At 69.7% G+C, this 23,613-nt stretch carries 20 protein-coding genes; 10 read left to right on the forward strand and 10 right to left on the reverse strand.

Features of this window, described 5'->3' with window-relative positions; all coding sequences use genetic code 11:
* Window positions 1-17 precede the first annotated feature (17 nt).
* Both ACZ6KY_RS15040 and ACZ6KY_RS15045 read right to left on the reverse strand, forming a co-directional pair.
* Window positions 18-998 carry an ArsR/SmtB family transcription factor gene (locus tag ACZ6KY_RS15040; RefSeq protein WP_469310723.1) on the reverse strand — a complete coding sequence of 327 codons (981 nt, stop codon included), beginning with the start codon at window positions 996-998 and terminating at the stop codon, window positions 18-20.
* 429 nt (window positions 999-1,427) lie between these two features.
* Window positions 1,428-2,279 (reverse strand): helix-turn-helix transcriptional regulator, encoded by an 852-nt coding sequence (locus ACZ6KY_RS15045; RefSeq protein WP_469310882.1) that lies wholly within the window; start codon window positions 2,277-2,279, stop codon window positions 1,428-1,430.
* A gap of 171 nt (window positions 2,280-2,450) precedes the next feature.
* Between ACZ6KY_RS15045 and ACZ6KY_RS15050 the strand changes: the two genes are divergently transcribed.
* On the forward strand, window positions 2,451-3,311 hold the full coding sequence (locus tag ACZ6KY_RS15050; RefSeq protein WP_469310724.1) for an SDR family NAD(P)-dependent oxidoreductase: 861 nt from the start codon (window positions 2,451-2,453) through the stop codon (window positions 3,309-3,311).
* 190 nt (window positions 3,312-3,501) lie between these two features.
* On the opposite strand, the gene ACZ6KY_RS15055 is transcribed toward ACZ6KY_RS15050, so the two are convergent.
* Together ACZ6KY_RS15055 and ACZ6KY_RS15060 are read right to left on the reverse strand one after the other, a co-directional pair.
* The gene (locus ACZ6KY_RS15055; protein ID WP_469310725.1) at window positions 3,502-4,422 is read right to left on the reverse strand and encodes a phytoene/squalene synthase family protein; all 921 of its coding nucleotides are present in this window, start codon (window positions 4,420-4,422) and stop codon (window positions 3,502-3,504) included.
* A gap of 300 nt (window positions 4,423-4,722) precedes the next feature.
* On the reverse strand, window positions 4,723-4,962 hold the full coding sequence (locus ACZ6KY_RS15060) for a hypothetical protein (RefSeq protein ID WP_469310726.1): 240 nt from the start codon (window positions 4,960-4,962) through the stop codon (window positions 4,723-4,725).
* Window positions 4,963-5,028: 66 nt separating this feature from the next.
* On the opposite strand from ACZ6KY_RS15060, the gene ACZ6KY_RS15065 reads away from it, so the two are divergent.
* On the forward strand, window positions 5,029-5,964 hold the full coding sequence (locus tag ACZ6KY_RS15065) for an NAD-dependent protein deacetylase (RefSeq protein ID WP_469310727.1): 936 nt from the start codon (window positions 5,029-5,031) through the stop codon (window positions 5,962-5,964).
* A 198-nt stretch (window positions 5,965-6,162) separates the two neighbouring features.
* Here ACZ6KY_RS15065 and ACZ6KY_RS15070 read toward each other — a convergent pair whose 3' ends face one another.
* Window positions 6,163-6,906: a TetR/AcrR family transcriptional regulator C-terminal domain-containing protein gene (locus ACZ6KY_RS15070; protein ID WP_469310728.1), complete on the reverse strand. Its 744-nt coding sequence runs from the start codon at window positions 6,904-6,906 to the stop codon at window positions 6,163-6,165.
* Window positions 6,907-7,030: 124 nt separating this feature from the next.
* Between ACZ6KY_RS15070 and ACZ6KY_RS15075 the strand changes: the two genes are divergently transcribed.
* Window positions 7,031-8,254: a saccharopine dehydrogenase family protein gene (locus ACZ6KY_RS15075; protein WP_469310729.1), complete on the forward strand. Its 1,224-nt coding sequence runs from the start codon at window positions 7,031-7,033 to the stop codon at window positions 8,252-8,254.
* Window positions 8,255-8,561: 307 nt separating this feature from the next.
* Here the strand turns inward: ACZ6KY_RS15075 and ACZ6KY_RS15080 are convergent, their stop codons facing one another.
* Window positions 8,562-8,915, reverse strand: coding sequence for a VOC family protein (locus tag ACZ6KY_RS15080; RefSeq protein ID WP_469310883.1), 354 nt, complete (start codon window positions 8,913-8,915; stop codon window positions 8,562-8,564).
* 296 nt (window positions 8,916-9,211) lie between these two features.
* Between ACZ6KY_RS15080 and ACZ6KY_RS15085 the strand changes: the two genes are divergently transcribed.
* Window positions 9,212-9,907 carry a VWA domain-containing protein gene (locus tag ACZ6KY_RS15085; RefSeq protein ID WP_469310730.1) on the forward strand — a complete coding sequence of 232 codons (696 nt, stop codon included), beginning with the start codon at window positions 9,212-9,214 and terminating at the stop codon, window positions 9,905-9,907.
* Between the two features lie 130 nt (window positions 9,908-10,037).
* Window positions 10,038-10,646, forward strand: a complete 609-nt coding sequence (gene thpR, locus ACZ6KY_RS15090; protein ID WP_469310884.1) for an RNA 2',3'-cyclic phosphodiesterase — start codon at window positions 10,038-10,040, stop codon at window positions 10,644-10,646.
* A gap of 231 nt (window positions 10,647-10,877) precedes the next feature.
* On the opposite strand, the gene ACZ6KY_RS15095 is transcribed toward thpR, so the two are convergent.
* From ACZ6KY_RS15095 to ACZ6KY_RS15110, 4 genes are all read right to left on the reverse strand, one after another.
* Window positions 10,878-14,078 carry a TIM-barrel domain-containing protein gene (locus ACZ6KY_RS15095; RefSeq protein WP_469310731.1) on the reverse strand — a complete coding sequence of 1,067 codons (3,201 nt, stop codon included), beginning with the start codon at window positions 14,076-14,078 and terminating at the stop codon, window positions 10,878-10,880.
* A 423-nt stretch (window positions 14,079-14,501) separates the two neighbouring features.
* Complete coding sequence (locus ACZ6KY_RS15100) at window positions 14,502-15,725, reverse strand: LPXTG cell wall anchor domain-containing protein (protein ID WP_469310732.1); 1,224 nt, start codon at window positions 15,723-15,725, stop codon at window positions 14,502-14,504.
* Between the two features lie 163 nt (window positions 15,726-15,888).
* A complete protein-coding gene (locus ACZ6KY_RS15105; RefSeq protein ID WP_469310733.1) occupies window positions 15,889-16,473 on the reverse strand; it encodes an O-methyltransferase in 585 nt (194 codons plus the stop codon).
* 280 nt (window positions 16,474-16,753) lie between these two features.
* Window positions 16,754-18,268: an MFS transporter gene (locus tag ACZ6KY_RS15110; RefSeq protein ID WP_469310734.1), complete on the reverse strand. Its 1,515-nt coding sequence runs from the start codon at window positions 18,266-18,268 to the stop codon at window positions 16,754-16,756.
* Window positions 18,269-18,359: 91 nt separating this feature from the next.
* Here ACZ6KY_RS15110 and ACZ6KY_RS15115 point away from each other — a divergent pair, with 91 nt between their 5' ends.
* From ACZ6KY_RS15115 to ACZ6KY_RS15135, 5 genes are all read left to right on the forward strand, one after another.
* Window positions 18,360-18,944 carry a TetR/AcrR family transcriptional regulator gene (locus ACZ6KY_RS15115; protein ID WP_469310735.1) on the forward strand — a complete coding sequence of 195 codons (585 nt, stop codon included), beginning with the start codon at window positions 18,360-18,362 and terminating at the stop codon, window positions 18,942-18,944.
* Window positions 18,945-18,954: 10 nt separating this feature from the next.
* Window positions 18,955-19,443: a DUF4265 domain-containing protein gene (locus tag ACZ6KY_RS15120; RefSeq protein WP_469310736.1), complete on the forward strand. Its 489-nt coding sequence runs from the start codon at window positions 18,955-18,957 to the stop codon at window positions 19,441-19,443.
* A 170-nt stretch (window positions 19,444-19,613) separates the two neighbouring features.
* Window positions 19,614-19,982 carry a VOC family protein gene (locus tag ACZ6KY_RS15125; protein ID WP_469310737.1) on the forward strand — a complete coding sequence of 123 codons (369 nt, stop codon included), beginning with the start codon at window positions 19,614-19,616 and terminating at the stop codon, window positions 19,980-19,982.
* Between the two features lie 628 nt (window positions 19,983-20,610).
* Complete coding sequence (locus ACZ6KY_RS15130) at window positions 20,611-21,861, forward strand: alpha/beta fold hydrolase (RefSeq protein WP_469310738.1); 1,251 nt, start codon at window positions 20,611-20,613, stop codon at window positions 21,859-21,861.
* Window positions 21,861-23,447 (forward strand): alpha/beta fold hydrolase, encoded by a 1,587-nt coding sequence (locus tag ACZ6KY_RS15135; protein WP_469310885.1) that lies wholly within the window; start codon window positions 21,861-21,863, stop codon window positions 23,445-23,447. The genes ACZ6KY_RS15130 and ACZ6KY_RS15135 overlap by 1 nt, the downstream gene beginning before the upstream one ends.
* The last annotated feature ends 166 nt before the right edge of the window (window positions 23,448-23,613 follow it).

Raw genomic sequence — 23,613 nt, forward strand, 5'->3', positions numbered from 1 at the left:
GCCGTTGCCCTCTTCGGTCAGGTGTTGGCGTGCAGCAGTGCGGCCCCGAGTGGTGTGAGCGTGTGGACAACGGTGTTGCGGTGGCGGGTGGAGACGATCAGATTCGCCTCGCGCAGGACGTGGGTGTGCTCGCTGGCGGTAGGGGCGGTGGTGCCGGTGCGGCGGGCGAGTTCGGTGGTCGTGCAGCCGTCTTCGACGACGCGCAGGGCGCTGGCCCGGGTGCGGCCGAGGAGGGCGGCGAGACTGCCGGTTCCGGGGCGGGTGGCGCGGTCGGCGCACCAGCCGGGCGGGTGGGCGACGGGGTAGACGAGGACCGGGGAGAGTTCGGCGTCGATGAGGGTGACCGGGGTGCGCCAGCAGAACACCGAGGGCACCAGGAGCAGGCCGCGCCCCGCGAGGTGGAGGTCGCGGTCGACCGGGTAGGGCGCGGTCAGCACCGACGGGGACCAGTCCAGGGTGGGGCGCAGGCTGTGCAGGAGTCCGTCGACGCCGTGGCGGAGCAGGGCGCGACTGCGGGCGGTGCGGTCGGCGTCGACCAGGGCCTGGATCCGGGGCCAGTACGGGTCGAGGGCGGCGTGGTAGTAGCGGTGCAGGGCGTTGCCGAGGCCGGTGAGCGCCGTATGCTCGCAGTCGGCCAGCGGGCGGGCCCAGGCCGGCGCCGCGGGGAGGACTGCCAGATCCTGGCGCAGCCGTCGGGCCGGGGTGGAGCGGACCGCCTCGATCCCGCTCGGCAGGTCCACAGTCGGCCTGGCGGGGGTCAGGAAGTCCGGGAAGTCCCCGGTGCGGGGCGCCAGATAGCGGATCAGCCGAGCGTCCTGGCGGGACAGGCGGTCCCGCAGCCGGCTTCTGGCACCCGCTCGCCATGGGTCGAAGACCGCCCGGCCGGTGGTGCCGTCCAGCACGGTCGCGCTCAGCACGATCTCCCACATCGGGTCGGGCCCCTGGGCTATCCGTATCCGCGCGAGGTCGTCCGCCGTGAAGTGCACCCGGAGCCCCATGGTCCCCCCTGCACGACGAGGTCTCCCGCTCATTCTCGACCCCCTCGCGCACCTCTGAGCTGTGTTTTTCGGCCGTACTCGAATACACCGGCACCAAGGTCCTCGACATCTCCGGATACTCCACAGCCGCCGGGGCCCGGCGCACCTGTACGCACTCCGGAGCGCGGGGGCCTTCAGCAACCAGCGGTGGTCCATCGAGCAGGCGGGAACGCTCAGCGGCCACAACGTGTGCCGGCCGGTCAACCAGCTCTCCGGCATGTACCTCGACAAGTCCGAGGACGTTCCCAACGTGAACGGGAACTCCGTCTACCAGTACGGCGGAGGCTTCCATGTGCACGGCATGCGCTCATCCTGCCTATGGGGTAAGACAGTTGATCCGTGCCCTCCTTTCCGGGGCGTCTCCGACGCCGCTGGTGGCGTCAGTCGGCGTCACTCCGTGTCGGCGGCGAACTGGTCGGTACCGAGCACGGTGAGCAGGGCGAGTTTCTCGTGGCTTTCCGTACCCGGTGTGGCGGTGAACACGAGAAGCGACTGGCCCTGGTCCGGCTCGAGCAGGACCTGACAGTAGAGGTCCAGCTGTCCGACCTGGGGATGGACGAATCGTTTGGTTTCGCTCCACCGCAGGCCCACCTCGTGGCGCTCCCACCATCGGACGAACTCGTCGCTGCTGCGCAACAAAATGTCCGCCAGCTCCGCCGCGGGGGAGCCGGGCCCGTCCCGGGTGACAGCCCCGCGCAGCAGGGCGACGTTGATCCGGCTGTTGTCGTCGTACTCCTCGGGGTGGTACCGCTCGCGGGCGGCCGGATCGGTGAACCATCGGTACGTCGCGCTGCGGGCGTTACCGGTGTACTGGGTCTGGTCACCGAGGAGTGCCACCGCGGAAGGCGTCTGCAGCAACGTCTCGCCCAGCGGGCCCATGACCTGCGCGGTGGCGCCGGCCAAGCCGTCCATGACCCGCGACAGCCCGGGGCTCACATGCCGAAGCCGCAGATCTCGGCGGGCGGTGCGGTATCCGGCGAGCAGGAACAGGTGATCGCGTTCGTCGAGGGTCAGCCGCAGACCGCGGGCGATGGCCGCGACCATCTGCTCCGACGGTTGCGGCCCGTCGCCGCGTTCGAGCCGCGCGAAGTAGTCGGCGGACATGGTGCACAGCTCCGCCACCTCCTCGCGGCGGAGGCCCGGAGCGCGCCGACGCTGCCCACGGCGCAACCCGACGTCCTCCGGTTGCAGCGCCGCACGCCGGGTGCGCAGGAAGGCGCCCAGGGACAAGCGGTCGAACATATGGTCCATGGTCCCCATCGTTGGTCATCCGGTGCGGCTTAGCCACGACCTGCCAGTCAGTGGCTCCGCGTGTCCTTCCAGTGTCCGTGGTGCGGCGAGTTCACTGGCGATGCGATCACCGGTCGCCGCGAGCCGGTGAACCTCGATCCGCGAACCAAGGAGCCCAGAACCATGACCAGTTGGACAGCGAATGACCTCCCCGACCTGACCGGCCGCACGGTGGTGATCACCGGTGCCGGCCGTGGCCTCGGCCTGATCACGGCACGAGAGCTCGCTCGTGCCGGTGCCCGCGTCGTACTGGGGGTACGCGACACCGGCCAGGCCCGCCTCGCCGTGGCCGGCCTGCGCGGCACCTTCGACATCCGCCCCCTCGACGTGTCGGACCTGACCTCAGTACGAGCCTTCGCCGACGCCTGGTCCGGTGACATCGACATCCTGATCAACAACGCCGGCGTGATGGACATCCCCGCCGCGCGTACCGCCGACGGCCTCGATCTGCAGACCACCACCAACTACACGGGGCCCTTTCTGCTGACCACCTTGCTGCTTGAACGCATCACCGACCGCGTGGTGCACGTCACGAGCGAGCTGCACCGGCAGGGCAGGATCGACTTGGACGATCTCGACTGGCGGACGCGCAGGCATCACGGGATGCGCGCCTACGAGGCGTCGAAGCTCGCTCTCGTCCTGTTCTCGCTGGAGCTGCAGCGCCGACTGTCCGCCGACGGCAGCCCGGTACGCTCGGTGCTCGCGAGCCCGGGCATCGCCCGCACCACGCTGGCGGCCCACTCCCGGTCGAACGTCATCAACCGGCTCAGGTTCCTCACCAACGACCCGGAGCGCGGAGCGCTGTCGCTGCTCTACGCCGCGACCCAGAACGTCCCAGGCAATTCCTACGTCGGACCGGACGGCCTGGGCGGCTTCCGCGGCTACCCGGCCGTCCGCCGGCAGGGCAAGGCCGGTCTCGATTCGACGACGGCAGGTCAGCTGTGGGATGCGACCGCCGACCTCATCGAGTCGGCCGCCCGATGAGCCACCCGGACGCCGCCCCATCGTCCTGGGTGGCGCTTCTCCGTCCTGGCCTGCTCACTCCTCGACGCCGTGACGCAGGATTTCACCTCGAAGGGCATGCGAACTCCGCTGAGTAACTACTTCCAGCCCTATGCCCCGAGCAACTGGACGCCCTCCGCGCCCGAGGGCACCGGGTGGGTCGGAGAGATGTCTACCGTGTCCGCCGTGCGGCCCTGTACTGGCGCGCCACCACGCCCAGTAGCGCCGGCATGGACGGACGCGCGCCACCGTCTGCCAGGCCGCCGCCCTTCCGGCCGATCGCGCGCAACCGGAGCTCCTGCACCTGCAGCAGGGCGGTGACGAAGGGACGCGTCTGCCGTGGCGCCAAGCCCACCAGGGGTCTGCTTGCGGACAGCCGCAGTTGCGCCAATTCCACCTGTTCTTGGACCAGTTGCTCCAGTCGCGCACGGACCGCGTTCGTGGGGGCCCGGAGAGCTTCGACGGACAGGCCGTGACGCTCCAGGTCCTTGCCCGGGATGCCGACCTGCCACCGCGCCGCGTCCTCGGCAAGGTCGTCGAGGAAGTCGACACGCTGCATCGCCTCGATGAGATCACGGCATCGTTCCTCGAACACCTTGGCGTCCGCCGTGTCACTTTGCTCCAGCAGACAGGCGAGGAGCATGAAGGCGGGCAGCGAGTACCCGTCGACGTAGGCCTGCAGTTCGTCCTCGGTGTCGAAGCCGTCGTAGTCGACCTCATGACGCGCTCCCCGGAGGAAGGCCTCGACACGATCCCTCAGTTGTGTGTGCCGCGTGGCCGCATCCCCCAGCACCCTGAGAGTCGCGTTCGCAGCGGTCGCGCCGTCGAGTGCCGCCCGCGTGGCGGCCGCCCACTCCCCCAACGCCTTGCTGCGTGCTTCACGCGTGCCGGTGTCGACGCGCTTGTCCGTTTCGTGCATGAAGGCCACCGCGGCGATGACCGGCGGGTGCAGGCGCGTCGGCAGCAGAAGCCGGACCGTTAGAAACTCCTCAGTCTTGAAGCGCCGGACGAACTTGCGTTGTTGGCCGTACGCAGTCCGCAGGTCCGACTCCGTGATGCCGGTCTGGCGCAGCGTGCGGGTCCACGTAGGCATGTCGCGTTCCTTAATGAGCTTGTGGTGACTGGGCCAGGAGCGTGCGCGTTCCTGAGCGACCTGAGGAGTGTGCCCTTCCGACGGCTGACCGTCCTGATGGTGAGGTTGAGGTGTGGGTTGGCCCAGTCGCAAGTTTGCAGGCATGGGCGTGGTCGACCCGGACAATCGTGATCTCGGAATGCATCGGACGAAGGCGGACGAAACATCCTTGGTGGCGGCGGAGTTGCCGCGTAGGTCAGGAGGTCATGCCCGGGGCCTCGACCGGGCGGCCCGGGCCCAGGCAGGCCCACCGCGAGGTTCTCAGCTGCCTGGACTGCCGAGCTGGGCGACCTGGGCCGACTGTGTGCCCACCCCGCGCCTGCCGCTCCTCCCCCAGGCCGCGGCCGCTGCGGGGCGGTCGACCAGGCGGCCGCGGCCGAAGAGGGATCCGGCGCGGACGAGCGAGACGAGGTAGGCGCCGTTCACGGCCCGCAGACGGCCCTGGGTGGACTCGACGAGCTGGAAGGACCATGGCGAGAGTGGCGGCGCGGAAGCCGGCACCCTTGGTGACCTTGGTTGGCGCCTTCTCGGCCCGCGTACCTGTCATCGTGTCCGTACCCTGGGAACATGCGGATGCGCCCCACTCTGAGTTGGACCCCTACCGAGGACCTACCGCCTGGCACCACGGATCTGGCGCCGGTCCGCGACGCGCTGAGCACCGGCGGTGTGCTGGTGCTCAGCGGGGCGGGAATCTCCACGGAATCGGGCATCCCTGACTATCGGGGCCCGGGCGGGAGCCTGACTCGGCACACCCCGATGACCTACCAGGACTTCACCGCGAGCGCCCAGGCCCGTCGGCGGTACTGGGCGCGCAGCCACCTCGGCTGGCGTACCTTCGGCCGGGCCCGCCCCAACGACGGGCACCGGGCCGTGGCCGCGTTCGGACGGCACGGCCTGCTCTCCGGGGTGATCACCCAGAACGTCGACGGTCTGCACCAGGCCGTCGGCAGCGAGGGCGTCGTGGAACTCCACGGAGGCCTGGACCGGGTCGTCTGCCTTTCCTGCGGCGCCTCCAGCCCGCGCCGCGAACTCGCCCGGCAGCTGGAGAAGGCCAATCCGGGCTTCGAGCCGGCGGCCGCCGCGATCAACCCTGACGGTGACGCCGACCTCACCGATGAACAGGTCGGGGACTTCCGCGTGGTGCCCTGCACGGCCTGCGGAGGCATCCTCAAACCGGACGTGGTGTTCTTCGGCGAAGCCGTTCCGCCGTCGCGGGTCGAGCACTGTCGCCGACTGGTCCGTGAGGCGACTTCGCTGCTGGTCCTGGGTTCCTCACTGACGGTGATGTCAGGGCTACGTTTCGTCCGCCAGGCGGCCCAGGCCGGGACGCCGGTGCTGATCGTCAACCGGGACCCGACCCGGGGCGACCAGCACGCCCTCACCCGCATCGCGCTCCCCCTGGGAACAGCCCTCACCACCGTGGCCGACCGGCTGGGCATCCCCCTCGACGAGCCTGCGACGGCCGCCTCACCGACACCGGGCCGTCTTCCAGCGCGCCCGTGAGTGCCAGGCGCTCGAATACGGCGGCTGACGGCGCCACCGCGCTGCCACCCCATGACCCGGCCCCGATCGACATCATCAGGCGCGCAAGGACCGAACGATCGCGGCGCAGGTCGCGCAGCAACCGGAACGTCTCAGTGACGGGGCAACGTGCTTGGGGCGGGCGGAAAAGGGTCATCACCGTTGGCATAAGCCCCCGAGTCAGGGCTTTCGCGTGCTCGCGGCGTGGGGGTATCGCCGGGCGCGTGCCCAGACGAGCTGCTCCGCCGCGCTGTTCAGCAGCGTGTCGAGGACGACGGGATAGGCGCTGTGCGTCATCCGCCCGGCCAGGAGCCGCGCCGTGGCCGCGATGTGCGGGTGGGTGTCGGCGGGCAGTTCGGCGTAGGTGGAGTTCCACATCTCCTCGTCCGCCGCGCGGGCCTCGTCCGTCAGCGCCAGCGACCCGGCGTCCAGGGCCGCGAAGGCCAGCGTGAGGTCGATGAACGCGTGGTAGACCACGACCGCGTCGGCGTCCGGGAACCCCGCGGTGCGCAGGATGCCGAGGATCGTCTCGTCCACCGCGATCTCCCGTGGCCGGCCGGTGACTCGGCTGGCGGTCAGCACAGCGGCCTGGGGATGGGCGAGGTAGGAGGCGTGAATGGCCTGGCCGAGGGTCCGCAGGTCGGACCGCCACTCTCCGGTGGCCGTCCAGGTGTCCAGCGCCCGTCCCATCAACTCCTCGCCGATGGCCCTGGTCAGGTCGTCCAGACCGGAAAAGTACCGGTAGAGGGTGCTGGGGTCGGCACCGAGGACCGCACCCAGCCTGCGTGCCGTCAGCCCGGTGCTGCCGTGCTCTCGCAGCATCCGCAACGCCGTCCGCACGATCAGCTTCTCGGACAGCACCGTGCCCTGCCTCGTCGGCCGGCGCCTGCGCCGTGCCGCCTCCGGCACCACTTGTTTCGCCACGCCAACTCTCCCTGCCGACCGCGCACCCATTCTTATGCCAACATCGTTGACCTTAACCCAGGACATCCCGTTGCATCTGTCCAACCCCGGAGGCCTCCGTCTCCGGCGACGAAAGGTGTGTGACATGCGAGTTCTTCTCGTGGGCGCGGGCGGTGTGGGCACGGCCGTCACGCGGATCGCGGCCCGTCGCGGCTTCCTGACCCACATGGTCGTCGCGGACTACGACCTCGCACGCGCCGAGGCGGCCGTCGCGGCGATCGAGGAACACGGGGACCGGTTCAGCGCGAGGCGCCTGGACGCCTCCGACGAGGACGCGGTACGTCGGGCGCTCATCGAGGAGAGGTGTGACGCCCTGCTCAACGCGACCGATCCGCGGTTCGTGATGCCGCTGTTCAACGCTGCCCTCGCGGCGGGCACGCACTATCTCGACATGGCGATGTCCCTGTCCGCGCCGCACGCCACCCACCCGTACGAGCGATGCGGCGTGAAGCTCGGCGACGCGCAGTTCGAACAGGCCGAAGCGTGGGAGCGGTCCGGGCGGCTGGCCCTGGTCGGCATGGGGGTGGAGCCGGGCCTGTCGGACGTCTTCGCCCGGTACGCGGCCGACGAACTCTTCGACCGGATCGAGGAGATCGGCGTCCGCGACGGCGCCAACCTGACGGTCGAGGGCTACGACTTCGCCCCGTCCTTCAGTATCTGGACGACCATCGAGGAGTGCCTCAATCCCCCGGTGGTCTACGAGAAGGATCGCGGCTGGTTCACCACCGAACCCTTCAGCGAACCCGAGGTCTTCGACTTCCCCGAGGGCATCGGCCCGGTGGAGTGCGTCAACGTCGAGCACGAGGAGGTCCTGCTCATCCCCCGCTGGGTCGACGCCCGCCGGGTGACGTTCAAGTACGGCCTCGGCGACGACTTCATCGACAAGCTGAAGACCCTCCACGAGCTGGGCCTGGATGCCACCAAGAAGGTCACCGTCCCCTCGGAGAACGGGCCCGTGGCGGTCTCCCCGCGCGACGTGGTCGCCGCCTGCCTGCCCGACCCGGCCACACTGGGCGACCGCATGACCGGCAAGACCTGTGCGGGCACCTGGGTCAAGGGCACCAAGGACGGCGCGGCTCGCGAGGTCTACCTCTACCACGTGGTCGACAACCAGTGGTCGATGCGTGAGTACGGATCACAGGCGGTGGTGTGGCAGACCGCCGTCAATCCAGTCATCGCCCTCGAACTCGTCGCGAGTGGAGCCTGGTCGGCCGGCGGCGTCCTCGGCCCGGAAGCCCTGCCGCCCCGCCCCTTCCTCGACCTGCTCACCGAGTACGGCTCGCCGTGGGGATTGCGCGAGGAGAACTGACGGCCGACGCGGGCCACGAGCCGAGGAGCGACCGGCCGGCTCCTCGGCGGAGGGTCCCGGTCGTTCACCCGAGGCCTACCAGCGGTTCGCTGAGGACTGCTTCGAGGTTCCCGTGGACCCGGGAGCTCAGCGCGCTGGAGCGCGGCGGAGTCGGTGTGGGCGCGGTCGACGGCTTCGGGGGACGCCTCACGCTCGGAGTGCTCGGAGAGTGCGCGGTAGGCGCGGGCGGGTGGACGTCGCCGGGTTGGACCAGGGCCAGCGGGACCGGCCGGCCCGCGCTCGCGTCATCGTCTGCCCGAGGACGCCGTCAGGCAGGTTGCCACAGCTCGACCCGATTGCCCTCGGGATCGATGACCCAGCCGAAACGACCGACACCCTCCATGTCCTGCGTCTCTGGCACCACCTCAGCTCCCTTGGCGCGCAGTTGCGCGAGCATCGCGTCCAGGTCGCGGACCCGGAAGTTGAGCATGGTCTGCTGGGCGCGAGACCCGAAGTAGTCACTCTCGGACTCGAACGTCGCGAACACGGTCGGCCCGGCTCCCTGACGCCACAGGCCGTTCTCATCGGCGTCGAGGCCCAGGCAATCGCGATACCACGCGTTCAGGGCCGTCGGGTCGGCAGCCCGCATGAAGTATCCACCGATTCCAAGCACTCGTTCCATGCCGCCATGGTGCCAGGACGGCGTTCGGGCACGGTGGCACCACACCAACTCCCGCTTCACACCGTCGGCTCCATCGCGCGCGAACTCGCGGCCCACGTCGAGCCGACAGACGAGTGCCCCCGGGACATCCCAGCGGAGCCAGGCCCCGTCGATGACGCCGAACTTCCCGCCTGCGTAAGGCCGGAACTCGTCTCGCGGCACGATCACGACCACGAAGATGAGGACCACAGCCCGACGAAGGAGTAGTGCACGTGGTCCATGCTCAGGATGGCGCTCCGGCAATCAGCCTGTCCAAGATGCAGTCGCAGGCCCCCGATCTGGTCAGCCTCTACAAGTCGGCCGGGGCCGGCGTGCGCGCGCACGGCCTTGAGGGAGTACGGGCCGCGGTCTACCTCGTGCTGGATCGCTCCGGGTCGATGCGGCCCTACTACAAGGACGGCACCATGCAGCATCTTGGTGAGCAGGTCCTCTCCCTGTCCGCCCACCTTGACGACAACGGCACGGTGCCTGTGGTGTTCTTCTCCACCGACGTCGACGGATCCACCGACCTCGAACTCGGAGGTCACCGGGGCCGCATCAGCGAACTCCACGAAAGCCTCGGCCACATGGGGCGCACGAACTACCACTGGGCGATGGACGAGGTGATCCACCACTACGTGGAATCCGGCAGCCGGTCCCCCGCCCTGGTGATCTTCCAGACCGATGGCGGGCCCTCCAGTAAGCTCGCCGCCCAGCGCTACCTGTGCAAAGCCGCCCGACTGCCGCTGTTCTGGCAGTTCATCGGTTTCGGCGACCCCGACGACAACGAGTTCGCCTTCCTCCGCAAGCTCGACGATCTGGCCGTACCCAGACATCGCATCGTCGACAACGCGGGCTTCTTCCACGCCGGCCGTGATCCGCGCACCGTGCCTCACGATCTGCTCTACGACCGGCTTCTACGAGAGTTCCCCGGCTGGCTGTTGTCTGCGCGTACCGCTCAAGTCCTGCGGTGAGAGCCTGACCCGATCCGCCCCGCATGGCCGATTGCTCCACCCCAGAGCCACAACTGGCTCACCTCCCACAGACCTGGGGCCGCTCATCATGGCGAAAGGCCAGGGCGCCATCAGCGATGGCAGGTGCGGTATGAAGTCTGGTGTGAACGATCAGACCCAGACCGCGACCGTTCGCGTGTTCATCGCTCTTGCCCCGCCTGACCACGCGAAAGAAGAACTGGCCCGGGAGCTGCGGCCCGCCTACGAAACGCACCCTCATATGCGGTGGAACCGGATTGAGGACTGGCACATCACCCTGGCGTTCCTGGGAGAACTGCCGGCTGAGACGGTGCCACTCCTGCGGCCGCCCCTCGCCGACCTCGCAGCGGACCACCCACGAATCCGCTTGGCACTGCGCGGCAGCGGCAACTTCGACGACCGCGTGCTGTGGAGCGGAATCGACGGAGACCTCGATGAGCTGCACAAGCTCGCCGCCGATGTGCGTACCGTCGTCAAGAACTGCGGGGTCTCCTTCGAAGACCGACCGCTTCGCCCCCATCTGACGCTGGCCCGCGCCCGCAGGGGAGACCACTCCTCGACAGCGGAAATCGCCCAAGGGTTCGCCGAGTTCACCGGCCGCCCGTGGCCGGCCGAACGTCTGCACCTGGTCGGCGGCGACATCGGCCGTAGCAGCGGACCGATCCACTACCGCGACATCGAGGCCTGGCCCCTCGGCGGCGACAACTCCACTCGACCTTGAGCGAACCAACCACGCCCGGGGCGACATGAATGCCCTGAGGTGACCGCCATCGACATGCCGTCCGGACCGCCGCCCCGGTAGGGCTGACCGGCGCACCTCCTGAACGGGGACATGCCCTCGAGGGCTCCTTTCAAGAGCACGGGTGGCCCCGTATGCGCAGGCCGCTGCCCGTCCATCGGCAGGCGATGGGCGGGCAGCGGTGTCGACGATGATCAGGGGGCGCGTGCCTTCCTACTGGAAAGTGACGGTGATCGGGGCGTGCACGCTGTGGCGTGGAAGCGTGATGGTCAGAACCTTCGAGGTGCTGTCCCAGTGGTACGCGTGCGGGGAAAGCCGTACACCGGTCGCCGAGATCTTGGTGGGTGCCTGCGTTCCCAGGAGTGAGAGGGTCCACTGGCGGGTCTGCACCCGACCGGGGAAGGACCCCCGTGCCGGACGGATCGACACTGTGCGGCGCGTGCCGTGCTGCCTGTACCGGATGGTCGTCGTGGCGCTCCGGCCCCGCTGTTTGGTGGTCCCGTCGTCCTCGTAGAGGTGGAACGACCCCGACGAACCGGCGGCGAAGGTGAGCGTGACATCGGTCAGCGGGTTTCGGTCGTTGCTGGACACGTTGTGCGTGCGGGTGGGCAGGATGCCGCCCGCCTTGATGAACACCGGCATCGAGTTCAGGTCGGTGGTCACCTCCTGCGTGCCGCCGCCGGTGTAGGTCTCGCCGGTGAAGTAGTCGGTCCACTGACCGGGCGGGAGCCATACCGAGGTGGTGGCAGAGGTGCCCGGCGTGGTCACGGGGGCGACCAGGATGTCGGAGCCGTAGAAGTACTCGCTGTTCGCGGCGGCGTACGCCTGTGGCTCGTCGGGGTACTCCAGGTAGGTGGGGCGGACGATGGGCACGCCGGTGCGGTTCGCCTCCTCGGCGAGCGTGTAGGTGTAGGGCACCAGGTTCTCGCGGAGATTGAGGAACTTGTCGGCCGACTGCCGCGCCGCCGCGCCGTACTGCCAGGGCAGCCGGTCGCTGTGGTTGCTGTGCAGGCGGTCGATGGGCTGGAAGGCGCCGAACTGGACCCACCGGGCGTACAGGTCGTCGGGCAGTTTGTGCGTCGTGCGGCTCTGCCCGCCTTCGGTGTACGTCTCCGAACCGGTCAGCCCTGTCGTGTCGTTGTGGCCGCCGATGTCGTGGGTGATGGCCGTCATCCCGGTCGCGGCGGACTCTCCCGGGGTGTAACCGACCTCCAGCTTCAATGTGCCCCATGTCGAGGAGGTGTCGCCGGTGAAGTGGACGGTGGAGCGCTTGTCCGCCCATGGCCCGGTCGGCAGCCCCTGCTGGCCGCTGTAGCCGGCCGCCTGCAACGAGCCGTAAGCACGCGAGAGGACGAATCCGCGGCCGAGGGTCTCGGCGTCGGCGGTGGCGTACTGCTGGTTGATCCACGCGTCCGGGGTCACGCCCTGCAGTGACGACTGCGACGCGTCGCAGCACCAGTCGAGCCACCAGAAGTCGTTGCCCTGCTGGTCCATGGTCCGGTGCAGGTCCATGTACGCCTTGAGCTGGTCCGGGTCGCCGAAGTCGAAGGTGTAGCAGTTGTTCTCGACGTTGGCGCCCGAGGCGCAGCCGCCCTTCGTCAGCTTGCCCTTGGCCGTGGCCTGCGCCTGGGCGAACTGGGGGTCGGACGCGAGGATGCCGGGGTGCACGTTGAGCGTGTTGTGCAGGCCCTGGGAAGCCGACCAGTCGAAGAAGCCCTTGGGATCGGGGAACTTGGCGGGATCCATCTCCCAACCGCTCCAGTTGTTCACGGCTTTGAAGTCCGTGTCGGTCACCAGGACGTCCAGCGGGGTGCCTTCGGAGCGGAACGCGGGGAGGATGGTGTTCCGGTAGTCGGCCGCGGTGCGGTCGATGTACTCCGAGTACCAGACGCCGTAAGCCCACTGTGGCAACAGTGCGGGCGGTCCGGTGAGCGTGGCCAGATCACCGAGTCCGCGCTTGTAGTCGTGTCCGTAGCCGAAGACGTAGCCGTCCTGGTAGGGCGTGCCGCCGTGGTCGGGGCGGGGCACCGCCTTCCGCGTCGTGGTGTCGTACAGCGCTGACGGTGTGTCGTCGAGCAGATACCAGCCGTCCTGGTTGAGCAGGCCAGGTGTGGTGACGACGGAGTCCTCGTTGCCGGTGACACCGTCGAGGCCTCGGCGGTATCCACCCAGCGCGAGGTGCGGCGGGGGCGCGGCCGCCTCGGGGGCGGCCACCGAGACGGTGTCCGCGTTGATGTGACAACTGGCCGCGCCGGGGCAGTTGAGGGTGATGTCGTTCGTGCCCGCTGTGAGGGTGACGGGCAGCGACGCCGTCTGCCAGTCGTCCCAGTCCTTTGTCGTGGGGAACGACAAGGTGCTGTCGGTGCCGGCGGCGGACACCGTGGCGGTGCGCTCCTGGTGGAGGCCGTCGCCGCCGATTCCGTTGGCGTAGCGCACCCGGAGGGCGTAGACGCCATCGGTGGGCACGCCTACCACATGGGTCGTCAGGCTCGATCCTTGGTGGAGGTCACCGACGAAGCCACTGCCCGCATATCCCTTGTGATCGGTGGCGCTGACCGCCGTGCCGCCGATGCGTCCGGCCTCCGCCTCACAGCTCACGCCGTACGAACAGTCCGTGATCGCGGTGCTGGACACGGGCGGGTACGCGTCGCCGGGACGGACGAGCGCGACGCTGTCGACGTTGACATCGCCGGAGTCCGAGGCGGTCCGGGTCAGGGCGAGCGTATGGTGACCCGCGCCGAGTCGGACGCTTGCCGTGGTGACATTCCACGTGTCCCAGTTCGCCGTGGCCGGCAAGGACACCGTCTGCTGCGCGCCGCCGTCCACGGAGAGCGTCAGGGTGCGGGTACGGGTCTGGCCGTCACCGCCACGGGAGTTGGCGTACCGCAGGTCGAACTGATAGGTCCCGGCGTCCTTGACATCGATGTCAGCGGACGCCGAGCTGCCTGTGCCCTCGAATCCCGCAACGAAGCCGGTCCCGGTGTGGCCGCCATGGTCGGAGGCGACGGAGAGCCCGTTGAGACGCACGTTCTCGGCCTCGCACAGTGTGCCGAGCGTGCAGGTCAGACGCTGCCAGGGGGCTGCGGTCACGGGAGCGGGGCCCGCGGCGAGCTGCACCGAGAGGTTCTGCGCGTCGAACGGTCCGGAGTCGACCTTGTAGCGCAGGCTCATCGCGCTTGTCCGTATGGTGAGCCAGCCGTTGGAGGTCGTGGCACTGTAGGCGGCCGGCTCGAACCCGTCGCGGCCGATGGCGTTGAACGTCGGATCGTCGGTGAACTTCCGGTCGCCCGCGTATTCGGTGCGGATCAGGGTGGGCGAGAGGATCTCGAAGCGGGCGTCTCCCGAGGAGAGCGCTGGGATTCGCCGGTCGTGCGCGCCGTCGGCCGACGGTAAGTCAGCGCCTGTCAGAGTCATGGTGGCGGCCACGGCGAGGGCAGCGGCGACGCTTGTCTGCCGCCGTGCGGATCTCAGCCGTCGCCTCTTTGGAACAGTCCTCATGCGCAACATCCGTTCTGCTGGCTGTGCGAAAACCCCGTCTCCGTATGCCGGTTGAGACCCGGAGCCGGGTTTCCGCTTGCGGGCAATGTTCGGACTGCGGCGTCCTCCGGGGGTGCGGCGGTGCGGGATGAAACCCTGCTCAGACCCCGCCCACGGAGATCAGCACTTGGCATCAGAGCATGTCCGCTCTCGCGGTGTCCATATGGCCAACCGTGGAGTTCCGGCCGTAAATTCGCGCCTACGACGATCACCGCACTGCGCCGGTCACCGGTCGGGTACGTCCGGCTGCGGGCCTCGGTACAGGGAGTTGTCAGGACTGCGGTCTCAAGGGCAGTGCGCTCAGGAGGACTTGGCGGTGGCGCGACGGCGGCGCACGGCCAGGACCAGGCCACCGCCGAGGGCGGCCGCGGCGGCCGCGGCGCCGGCGATGAGCGGGGTGCCGTCGGAGCCGGTACTCGCCAGGCTGCCGCCGACGGAACCGACGGTGGAGCCGTCCGTCGAGGTGCCGGTCGACGTGGAGCCGGTGCTGCCGGAGCCGCCGGTGGACTGGCCCTCGGGGTTGTTGCCGTCGCCGCCCGTGGTGGAGCCGCCGTCCGTCGAGCCACCTGAGGTGGTCGGTGCTGGTTCGTTGTCGGTGGGGATGGCGATGTGGATCTGGGCCTTGTCGTTGGCGGGGTTCTTGTCGAAGGCCGGGTGGATGTCGTAGACCGACGTCGCCTTCACCTCGCCGGTGGTGGTGAGTGCGTCGTCCTTGATGTCCAGCGAGAAGGTGAAGGAGGCGGACTCACCGACATCAAGCGTGTAGTCGGCGGGCCAGCACACGTACGTGGACTTGCCCGGCGTCCCGCCGGGTCCGGCCGGACCGTCGATCGCGAACGGCGCGCAGTCCTTGGGGACTTCGGTGGCGACCGTGCCCTTCGGTATGTGCACCATGAGCGCCGGCTGGTCGTCGCTCGTCTGGTTCTGGATCCAGCCGGGGCCGTCGTTGCGGAGCTGCACCGTGAAGGACTGCTTGCCGCCCGCGAGCGCCTCGGTGTCGTCACCGACGGCGGCGAGGTCGGCCGAACTGTCCGCGGTCAGGGTCAGCCATCGGTAGCTGTCGCCGAACCCCTCTCCGGAAGCCTGACCGGTGGCCGAGGTGCCGTACTGGACGGCCTCCATCAGCGCGTTGGGCAGCGCCTTGAACCGCACGGGCGTTTCGACGGAGGCGCCGGGCTCGATGACGGTGTCGAGCTCGCACAAGGCCTGCCTGACCTGGTCCTCGACGGTCGAGTAGGTGCAGCCCTGGACCGCCTCGGGGAAGTCCAGCCCCCGGGTCAGCCGGATCCGGAAGGTGACGCCGTCCGTGGCCGCGGTGCCTTTGTTGGTGATGACGACGGACTGGTCGTACACCTCGCCGGGCTTGAGTGACGCGCTCGGCAGAGTCGAGATCACCAGGGAAGGTTCGCCCTCGTCGGCATACGCCGAGGACGCGGCGACCGCGGGAACGGTCGCGACGATCGCGACGGCGGCCACGAAGGCCGCGGACGTACGAAGGTGCGAGGGGCTGATGCGCTGGCGCACGGGTGGGTCTCCTCGTCGGAACAGGAAGCACGGTGACCGGAGGTTCGCCATCCGGTCACATCCTGGACTCCTGGAAGGTGTCGAGGGTTGTGCTGCCGTTCGAGGAGAGGGGAAGGGTGCGGGCAGCCGGTTCACCTGCCGGTCATCGCTTTCTTGGCCGTCCTCAGTTCCGGGCTGTCCGCACCGCCATGAGGAGTCCGCTCCCCCAGGCCATGCGGACGGAGCGAAAGTCCTCTCGTGACTCCAGGTCGGCCAGGAGACGCTCGACCGCGGTGCCGTGGTCTGCCGGCCAGTCGGGCTGCGGGTCGAGGTCGTCGATCAGATACGTCCCGCCGGGGGCCACGAGTTGCAAGGCTCGTTCCAGGTGGCTGAACTTGCCCGGCCAGGTGTCCGCGAACACCAGGTCGAACGGTTCCCCGTCGTAGTTCTGCAGCCATGCGCCGCCGTCTCCGGCCACAAAGGTCACCCGGGGATCGGACCTCAGCTCCTCGCGGGCGACCTTCTGCACGGCCTCGTCGCGTTCGACCGTGACCAGGTGAGAGGCACGGTCCATCCCGCCGAGAAGCCAAGCCGTGCCCTCCCCCACCCCCGTGCCGAGTTCGAGGATGCGGCCACCGGGACAGGCAGCCGCGAGGACGGCCAGCAGGCTGCCGGTGCGCTCCTCGCAGGACCTGGTGAAGTCCGCTACGCGCGCCGCGGCACGCAGGGCCGGCAGGGATTCCGGGAACCGGTTCGGCATGTCGTCCATCCGGGGATGATGCAGCCGCAGCACCTGCCCCACAACACCTTTCCCGCCCTTTCGGCATGTCCCCGGCCGGTCCTCGACACCGGACGAGCAGACGGTCGAGACCTGGGTCGCCAGCTTCGCGTTGATGCCCCAAGGTCTCGAGAACCTGATCCTGGGGGGGGTGGCGCCCCGCAGGATCGATGATGAGCGGTAGTCGCCGGAACGGGCTCTTCGACGTTCCTGTTCCGCGGAGCGGGGCTCGCGCGCCTCCGTCATCCGGATCCGCAGCCGCGGGCCGGCATCATGCCGTGGTCTGCTTGCCGATCGGGTCGGCGACGGGCGTGTTCGCCTGGCCGTCCACGGCCCTCCGCGTACGGAGAATCGCCCACCCCACCAGCGCCGCAGCCACAGCGGTGAGAACGAGACCGGCAGCAGTGATCGCCTCCTGGAATTCCGCGGACTGCCGCGGGCTCCAGTCCGCCGTGGCGATGTCGCCGGTGAAGAGCACCGCGAGGATGGTGCCGGTGACGGCGATCCCGACGCCGGAGGTGACCTCGGTCGCGGTGTCGGTGAGCGCCGCGCCGATCGAGGTCCGGTCCTTCGGCAGGCCACCGAGCACGTTGACAGCGGCGACGACGCCCGCCACGCGCATCCCGGCGGCTACGAGTGCGAGTGCGATCGCGACCCACACGTATCCGAAGCGGCCCAGCAGACTGTAGACGGCGAGACCGAACACGACCGCTGCGGCACCAAGCCATGCGGCGCGGCCGATTCCGACGCGCTCCACGAGCGGATTGACGAACGGGCCGGCCGCGAGGAGGACGATGACCTGCGGCAGCATGCCGATGGCGGCGAGGGCGGGCGTCCACCCCCAGTCGAGCTGCAGTTGCAGCGTCACCATGTAGCCGAGGCCGGCGGTCGCGAGCCCCGCGGCGGCCTTGTAGGCCAGGCCGCTGGAGACGAGCGGGCGAGCGACGAGCTTCGGGTCGAGAAGCGGATAGCGGGTCGAGCGCTGGCGGAGGAGGAAGGAGACCGCCCCCGCGACGGCCGCGGCGGTGGCCGTCCATGGCGCCCATGAACCGGTGCCTTCGTTCACGAACAGCGTCGGTGCGACGAGCGCGAGCACGATCGTCACCGTGCCCAGCACCGCTCCGAGGACATCCACTGGGTCGCGGTGGAGGTCAGCCGCTTCGTCCGCGGCGACGCCGACCCGTACACCGATGATCGCGAGCACGGCGATCGGCACGTTCACCAACAACAGGACCTGCCAGGGAGCGACGGCGAGTACGAGGCCTCCCACCGTCGGGCCGATCGCGAGCCCGACCAGACCGACGGTCGAGATGAGCGTTATCGCACGGACGCGCAGGCTCTCCTCCTCGAACAGCCGGAAGGCCAGGGCGATCGACCCCGGAGTCGTCATCGCCGCCGCGACTCCCATCACCGCCCGGACCGCGATCAGTTGCTCCGCGGTGGTGACGAAAGCGGTCGCCAGGCTCGCGGTGCCGAGCAGCATCAGCCCGATGAGCATGATCCGCCGTCGGCCGAACCGGTCCGCCATCGCGCCGAACACCAGCATCAAACCGCCGAACACGACTCCGTACGCGCCCGTCACCCACTGCAGGGCGACGGTCGAGGCACGCAACTCGCGTCCGATCGTGGGCAACGCGACGTTCAGGATCGAGTTGTCCAGCATCTCGAACAGAAACACGGCGGACAGTCCGGCCAAGGCCACCCAGGCTTCGCGCAGCGACCGGGGCGTACCAGGAGAAGGGTCCGCCACCGCGAGTGCGGGTCGGGTTCCGTTGGGAGTACTCACGAGCAGCCACCTAAGATAGAGAGTCCTGTCTTACGGCTGCCAGAGTAGGGCGCTAGAATAAGATAGGCAAATCTATCCAAGGGAGGTACGGATGCCGGAGCGGCGCCGCGGGGCTGCACTGGAGCAGGCGCTCCTCGATGCGGCCTGGGAAGAACTCACGGACAGCGGCTACGCCAGGTTCACCATGGACGCCGTCGTTCGGCGGGCGGGCACCAGTCCTCCCGTTCTCTACCGCCGCTGGTCCGACCGTGACGAACTCGTCCGGGCGACCATCGTCCACATCCTGAAGAAGTACCACCTCGCCGTTCCCGACACGGGAAGCCTGCGGGAGGACGTCCTCACCCTCATGCGGGAGATCAACGCCACCCGTGTCCAGCTCATCACCCTCATGAGCGTGCACCTGGCCGGCTACCACCAGGAGACCGGCACCAGCCCCGGCGACCTCCTCGCGGCGGGGGGCACCAAAAGCGCCGACGTACTGTTCGACCGGGCCGTCGACCGCGGCGAGATCGGACCGGAACCCCTCACCGAACGCGTCAAGTCCCTCCCCTTCGACCTGCTGCGCCACGAGATCCTCACGACCTTCGCCCCCGTGACCGACCACGTCCTCGAGGAGATCGTCGACACGGTCTTCCTCCCCTTGGTGCGGCTCCGCCCCGGTGAGCGGGGCTGTTGAAGGCCGCCGCATGATGGCCGTCATGGAGAACGCGGTCGAGAAGATCAAGGTCTGGTTCCGGTTCGTCCCTCGCGAAGGATGGTTCCCGCAGGACACCGAGGGGCTGTGGGCGACAAAACTCAGCGATGACACGGCCGAGGTGGAGAACATCCCCTTCCTCCAGGACGGGGTGGCCGAGGGCGACGTCGTGCGGTACCGGACCGACTCCGACGGGCTCCACTGGGCTGTCGGGCGGGTGAGCTCGTCGGGCAACTGCACGATCCGCGTGGTGCCCATGCCCACCGGACCCCTGGGACGCAGTCCGCAAGCGGTGCATCAGCGGCTCTCACCGTTCGGCCTGGGCGGGGAGGTCTTCAGCAAGGACTTCCCCATGGTGGCCTTCACCGCACTGGCGGAGGCGGACTTCGCCGGGATCAAGGCACTCCTGGACCAAGGGCAGGAACAAGGCTGGTGGCACTACGAAGTCGGCTGTGGCACCGACGAATGGTGGAGCGCCTGACGACCGCCGTCGGGCGATGCCCCGAACGTGATCGTCCGTCCCGGGATTCGCCGGACATGTGCTCTTCACGAGCGTGCGCGCGGCGAACCGGGGCTGCACAGGGCGCCGTTCGCCCCACCGCTGGATCCGAGGTCAATGACCAGCCTGTCGCCGTCCGCCGGAATCAGCGCGTGCTGAGAATCGGATCCATGGTGATGGGTGTCTCGGATGTGCCGCGCGCCGCCGCGTTCTGGATGGACGCTCTGGGTTATGTCCCGCGCGAGGAGATGGAAGACGACTGGGTGGTGCTGGTGCCGGCGGAGGGGTACGGGCCCCAACTGTCGCTGGGCCTCAGCGAGACGGCGGTCCAGGCGTATCCGCGGGTCCATCTGGACCTCTGTGCCGGGGCCGCGGCGGACCAGGCGGCCGAGGTCGAGCGGCTGGTGTCCCCGGGCGCCCAGCGCGTGGACTGGGATCTCTACCCTGACGACGCGGATTTCGTCGTGCTCGCCGACCCCGAGGGCAATCGGTTCTGCGTCATCGACACCAGCCACGGCTGACGGACCGCTGCCGACCGCGACCGACGCGAGGCGGACTGGACCGACTGTTCGGCACGACCCGGTGACCGGCGTCGGGGTGACGTAGAGGCCCCAAGTGGAGCCCACGGGTGGTGGGCGTCTCCGCGCCGACTCAGGCTGGCGTACGCAGTGCCCGCCCCGGCCATGCGGCGGCGGGCGGAGCCACGCGGCGTCGTCCCGGTCGAGACGGCCGGGGCCGTCAGAGAGACGGGATCACATGACGGAACAGGGCATCGGTCCGGGCTGCCTGCCGTCCGTTCGCGGGAACGGCAGGACCGTACGAAGAAGGGACCAGCACCGGTACGCACGGCGACGCTCCCGGCGCGCGCGCACCACGATGGCGTTCGTCGCGGCCTCTCTGGCCTTCATGGGCGCGGCCGGCACGGCACCGAGCGGTGCCGTGCCACCACCTTTCGGTGAGCCCGGGTCAGGACCTGCGGGACGGTTCGTGCCCGGCCCGTGCCCGAAGACACCCGAGCCGATCCCCGGGCGTTGCGGGGTTCTGGAGGCGCCCGAGAATCGCGCCCACCCTGGAGGGCGGACCGTCCGGCTGACGGTTGCGATCATTCCGGCCGTCTCGGCGAGACCGGCCGAGGACCCGGTGGTGTTCATGAGCGGGGGTCCCGGCGGCGACACGATCGACGACATTCCCTTCCTGATCGGCGCCGGTGTGAACCGGGACCGCGATCTCATCGTGATGGCCCAGCGCGGAACGCTCCATGCGCGGCCGAACCTCGCCTGCCCGGAGATCGACCGGTTCTACGCGGACGCGGTGGGGCTGCGTTACGACGCGCCGTCGACCGGACGCCTCCTGGTGCGCGCCACGAAGGAGTGCCGGGACCGTCTGACGGCCGACGGGGTCGAGCTGAGTGCCTACAACACCACGGAGAACGCCGCCGACTTCGCCGACCTGCGCAAGGCGCTGCGCATCCACCGGTGGGACGTCTACGGGTACTCCTACGGCACCGACCTGGCCCTCACCTTCCTGCGCCGGCACCCGCAGGGCATTCGTTCGGTGGCGATCGACTCCGTCGTGCCGCCGCAGATCGTGAGCCTGCCGTGGACCTGGGACAGCGCCCGGGAAGGGATCGGCGCGATCTTCGCGGCGTGCTCGGCCCAGCCCCGCTGCGACAGCCGCTACCCCGATCTCCCGCGCACGCTGACCCAGCAGATCCGGCGGCTGGAGGCGCACCCCCTGAGGCTGTCAGTGCCGCCGCCGGGCGGCGGAGACCCGGTGAAGGTCGTCCTCGACGGGGGCGCGCTGGTGAACCTGCTGGTCGCCAACGCCGTCCCCGCCGTCGACGTCCCCGCGGCCCTCGACGAACTCGCCCACGGGAACCCCGAGCGCTTCGCGCAGGCCCGCGCCGCCGGGGCGAATCCCGTGATCGGCGAGTTCGCCCACGGCCTCACACAGTCGGTGGCCTGTAGCGAGTGGGTGCCCGGCTATTCGAGGTCCGACCTGCTGAGGGCCGGGCGCCGGGCCTTCCCCGGGTGGCCGGACACGGTCCTGGCCCAGGCACCGCAGCTTCCCTTCGAGCACGACGTCTGCCGCGTCTGGAACGTCCCGGACCGCACCCCCGTCCAGAGGATCGCGACCGTCAGCGACGTGCCGACGCTCATCGTCTCCGGGACCTTCGACGCGAAGACCGGAGCACGCTGGGGGCCCTACACGGGCCGTACGCTCTCCCGCTCGACCGCCGTGCGGATTCCCGGCATCGGCCACTGGGTGGTCCCCCAGTCACCGTGCGCGCAAAGCGTCCTGGCCTCCTTCCTCGCCCACCCGGTCTCGCCCGACACGGCCTGCGTGGCGGGACTCGCGCCGAAGCCGTTCACCATCACCCCCGCCCCGGAGAGCTCATGATGTCCATCCGCCCACCCCACCACCGGCGCACACTGCGACGGTTCCCGGCCGCGCTGGCCGGAGCGACGGCCGGTGTCCTCGCCGTCGGCCTCGCCGTGACACCCGCGCGAGCCGAGGGCAGTCCCGCAGCGCCTCTCGGGACAGTCGCCCGGACGGCGGGCGACGCCCGCTTCGTGCCGGGCGCCTGCCCGAGGACGGCGGACCCGGTCCCCGCTCTCGAAGGGGCCCGCTGCGGGACGCTCACCGTTCCCGAGAACCGTGCCCGCCACAGGGGACGGAAGATCACCCTCGGAGTCGCCATCGTTCCGGCGGCCACGAGCAGGCCGGCACGCGATCCGATCGTGTGGTTCGCCGGCGGGCCCGGCGACGACGCGGTCTCCGAGGCCCAGCTGGCGATCGACGGCGGCCTGAACCGCGACCGGGACGTGATCTTCATGTCCCAGCGGGGGACCTACTCGGCCGACCCCGTGCTCACCTGTCCGAACATCGACGAGTTCAACGCGCGCGCCGTCGGCCTCGTCTACGGCGCGCCGTCCACCGGGCGCCTGCACGTCAGGGCGACGCGGGTCTGCCGCGAGCAGTCGGCGAGCCGCGGCGACCTCAGCGCGTACGACAGCACCGAGAGCGCCACCGACTACGCCGACCTGCGCGTCGCGCTGGGCCTCAGGCAGTGGAACGTCTTCGGTATCTCCTACGGCACCGACCTGGCCCTCATCTACATGCGTGACCACCCCCAGGGCATCCGGTCGGTCGGCATCGACGGCGTCCTGCCCCCGTCCCTGGCAGGCGGAGCCGTGACCTGGAGCGCCGCACGGCAGGGCTTCGACGGCCTGTTCAAGGCCTGCGCCGAGCAGCCCGCCTGCGACAGCCGCTATCCGAACCTGTCGGACACCTTCGAACGCCTCGTCCGTCAGCTCGAAGCCCGGCCTCTCACCACCACCGTCACGGTCCCGGGCCAACCGGCTCCGGTGAAGGTCGTGCTGGACGGCGGAGTGCTGGTGAACTGGCTGACCTCCGCCACCCACGTGGCGGCCGGAGTGCCGCGCTCCATCGACGAGCTGGCCCATGGCAACCCGCAGCGCGTCGCCGAGCAGTGGGCGGGGGGCAAACTCAGTCCGCAGGCCGTGGGCAGGATCGCCCACGGGCTCGCCTACGGCGTCTTCTGCCGCGAGTGGACCCCCTTTGAGAGCGAGGCCGATGTGATCCGGGGAGGGCGGCGCGCGTTCCCCACCTTTCCTCGCTCGGTGCTCGCCAACGCTCCGCAACTCCCCTTCCTGCATGCGGACTGCCGCGCCTGGGACGTCCCGGCCGCACCGCGCTCGGTGCGTGACGTGACGCGGAGCGACATCCCGACCCTCGTCATGTCAGGCGGGTTCGACGCCCAGACCGCGCCGAGCAACGGTGCGTACGTGTCTCGTACGCTGAGCCGGTCCACCACCATCACGGTCCCCTACGTCGCCCATGTCACCTTCGCCGAGTCGCCGTGTGCCCAGGCGATCACCACCTCGTTCTTCAACAGCCCGACCGCGCCGAACACGAGGTGCCTCGCAGGTCTCCAGCCGCCCGAGTTCGACACCGGACCGTAAGACCCGGACCCGCAGGACCGAGGGATGCCACACCCATCGGCCAGGTGGCCCTCGGCGCTGTGCCACATCGTCAAACCGCGCCCCGGGGGGGGGGGGGGGGTGGGGGGGGGGGGGGGGGGGGGGGGGGGGGGGGGGGGGGGGGGGAGCGCACCTCCCACCCTTCGGT

The organism is Streptomyces sp. NPDC042002 (genome assembly GCF_055588305.1).

Coding starts and splice junctions, on each gene's coding strand:
- ACZ6KY_RS15040 (WP_469310723.1), bottom strand. CDS start 998: ATGGGGCTCCGGGTGCACTTCACGGCGGACGACCTCGCGCGGATACGG.
- ACZ6KY_RS15045 (WP_469310882.1), bottom strand. CDS start 2,279: ATGTTCGACCGCTTGTCCCTGGGCGCCTTCCTGCGCACCCGGCGTGCG.
- ACZ6KY_RS15050 (WP_469310724.1), top strand. CDS start 2,451: ATGACCAGTTGGACAGCGAATGACCTCCCCGACCTGACCGGCCGCACG.
- ACZ6KY_RS15055 (WP_469310725.1), bottom strand. CDS start 4,422: ATGCCTACGTGGACCCGCACGCTGCGCCAGACCGGCATCACGGAGTCG.
- ACZ6KY_RS15065 (WP_469310727.1), top strand. CDS start 5,029: ATGCGGATGCGCCCCACTCTGAGTTGGACCCCTACCGAGGACCTACCG.
- ACZ6KY_RS15075 (WP_469310729.1), top strand. CDS start 7,031: ATGCGAGTTCTTCTCGTGGGCGCGGGCGGTGTGGGCACGGCCGTCACG.
- ACZ6KY_RS15080 (WP_469310883.1), bottom strand. CDS start 8,915: ATGGAACGAGTGCTTGGAATCGGTGGATACTTCATGCGGGCTGCCGAC.
- ACZ6KY_RS15085 (WP_469310730.1), top strand. CDS start 9,212: ATGCAGTCGCAGGCCCCCGATCTGGTCAGCCTCTACAAGTCGGCCGGG.
- thpR (WP_469310884.1), top strand. CDS start 10,038: ATGAAGTCTGGTGTGAACGATCAGACCCAGACCGCGACCGTTCGCGTG.
- ACZ6KY_RS15095 (WP_469310731.1), bottom strand. CDS start 14,078: ATGACTCTGACAGGCGCTGACTTACCGTCGGCCGACGGCGCGCACGAC.
- ACZ6KY_RS15105 (WP_469310733.1), bottom strand. CDS start 16,473: ATGGACGACATGCCGAACCGGTTCCCGGAATCCCTGCCGGCCCTGCGT.
- ACZ6KY_RS15115 (WP_469310735.1), top strand. CDS start 18,360: ATGCCGGAGCGGCGCCGCGGGGCTGCACTGGAGCAGGCGCTCCTCGAT.
- ACZ6KY_RS15120 (WP_469310736.1), top strand. CDS start 18,955: ATGATGGCCGTCATGGAGAACGCGGTCGAGAAGATCAAGGTCTGGTTC.
- ACZ6KY_RS15130 (WP_469310738.1), top strand. CDS start 20,611: ATGAGCGGGGGTCCCGGCGGCGACACGATCGACGACATTCCCTTCCTG.
- ACZ6KY_RS15135 (WP_469310885.1), top strand. CDS start 21,861: ATGTCCATCCGCCCACCCCACCACCGGCGCACACTGCGACGGTTCCCG.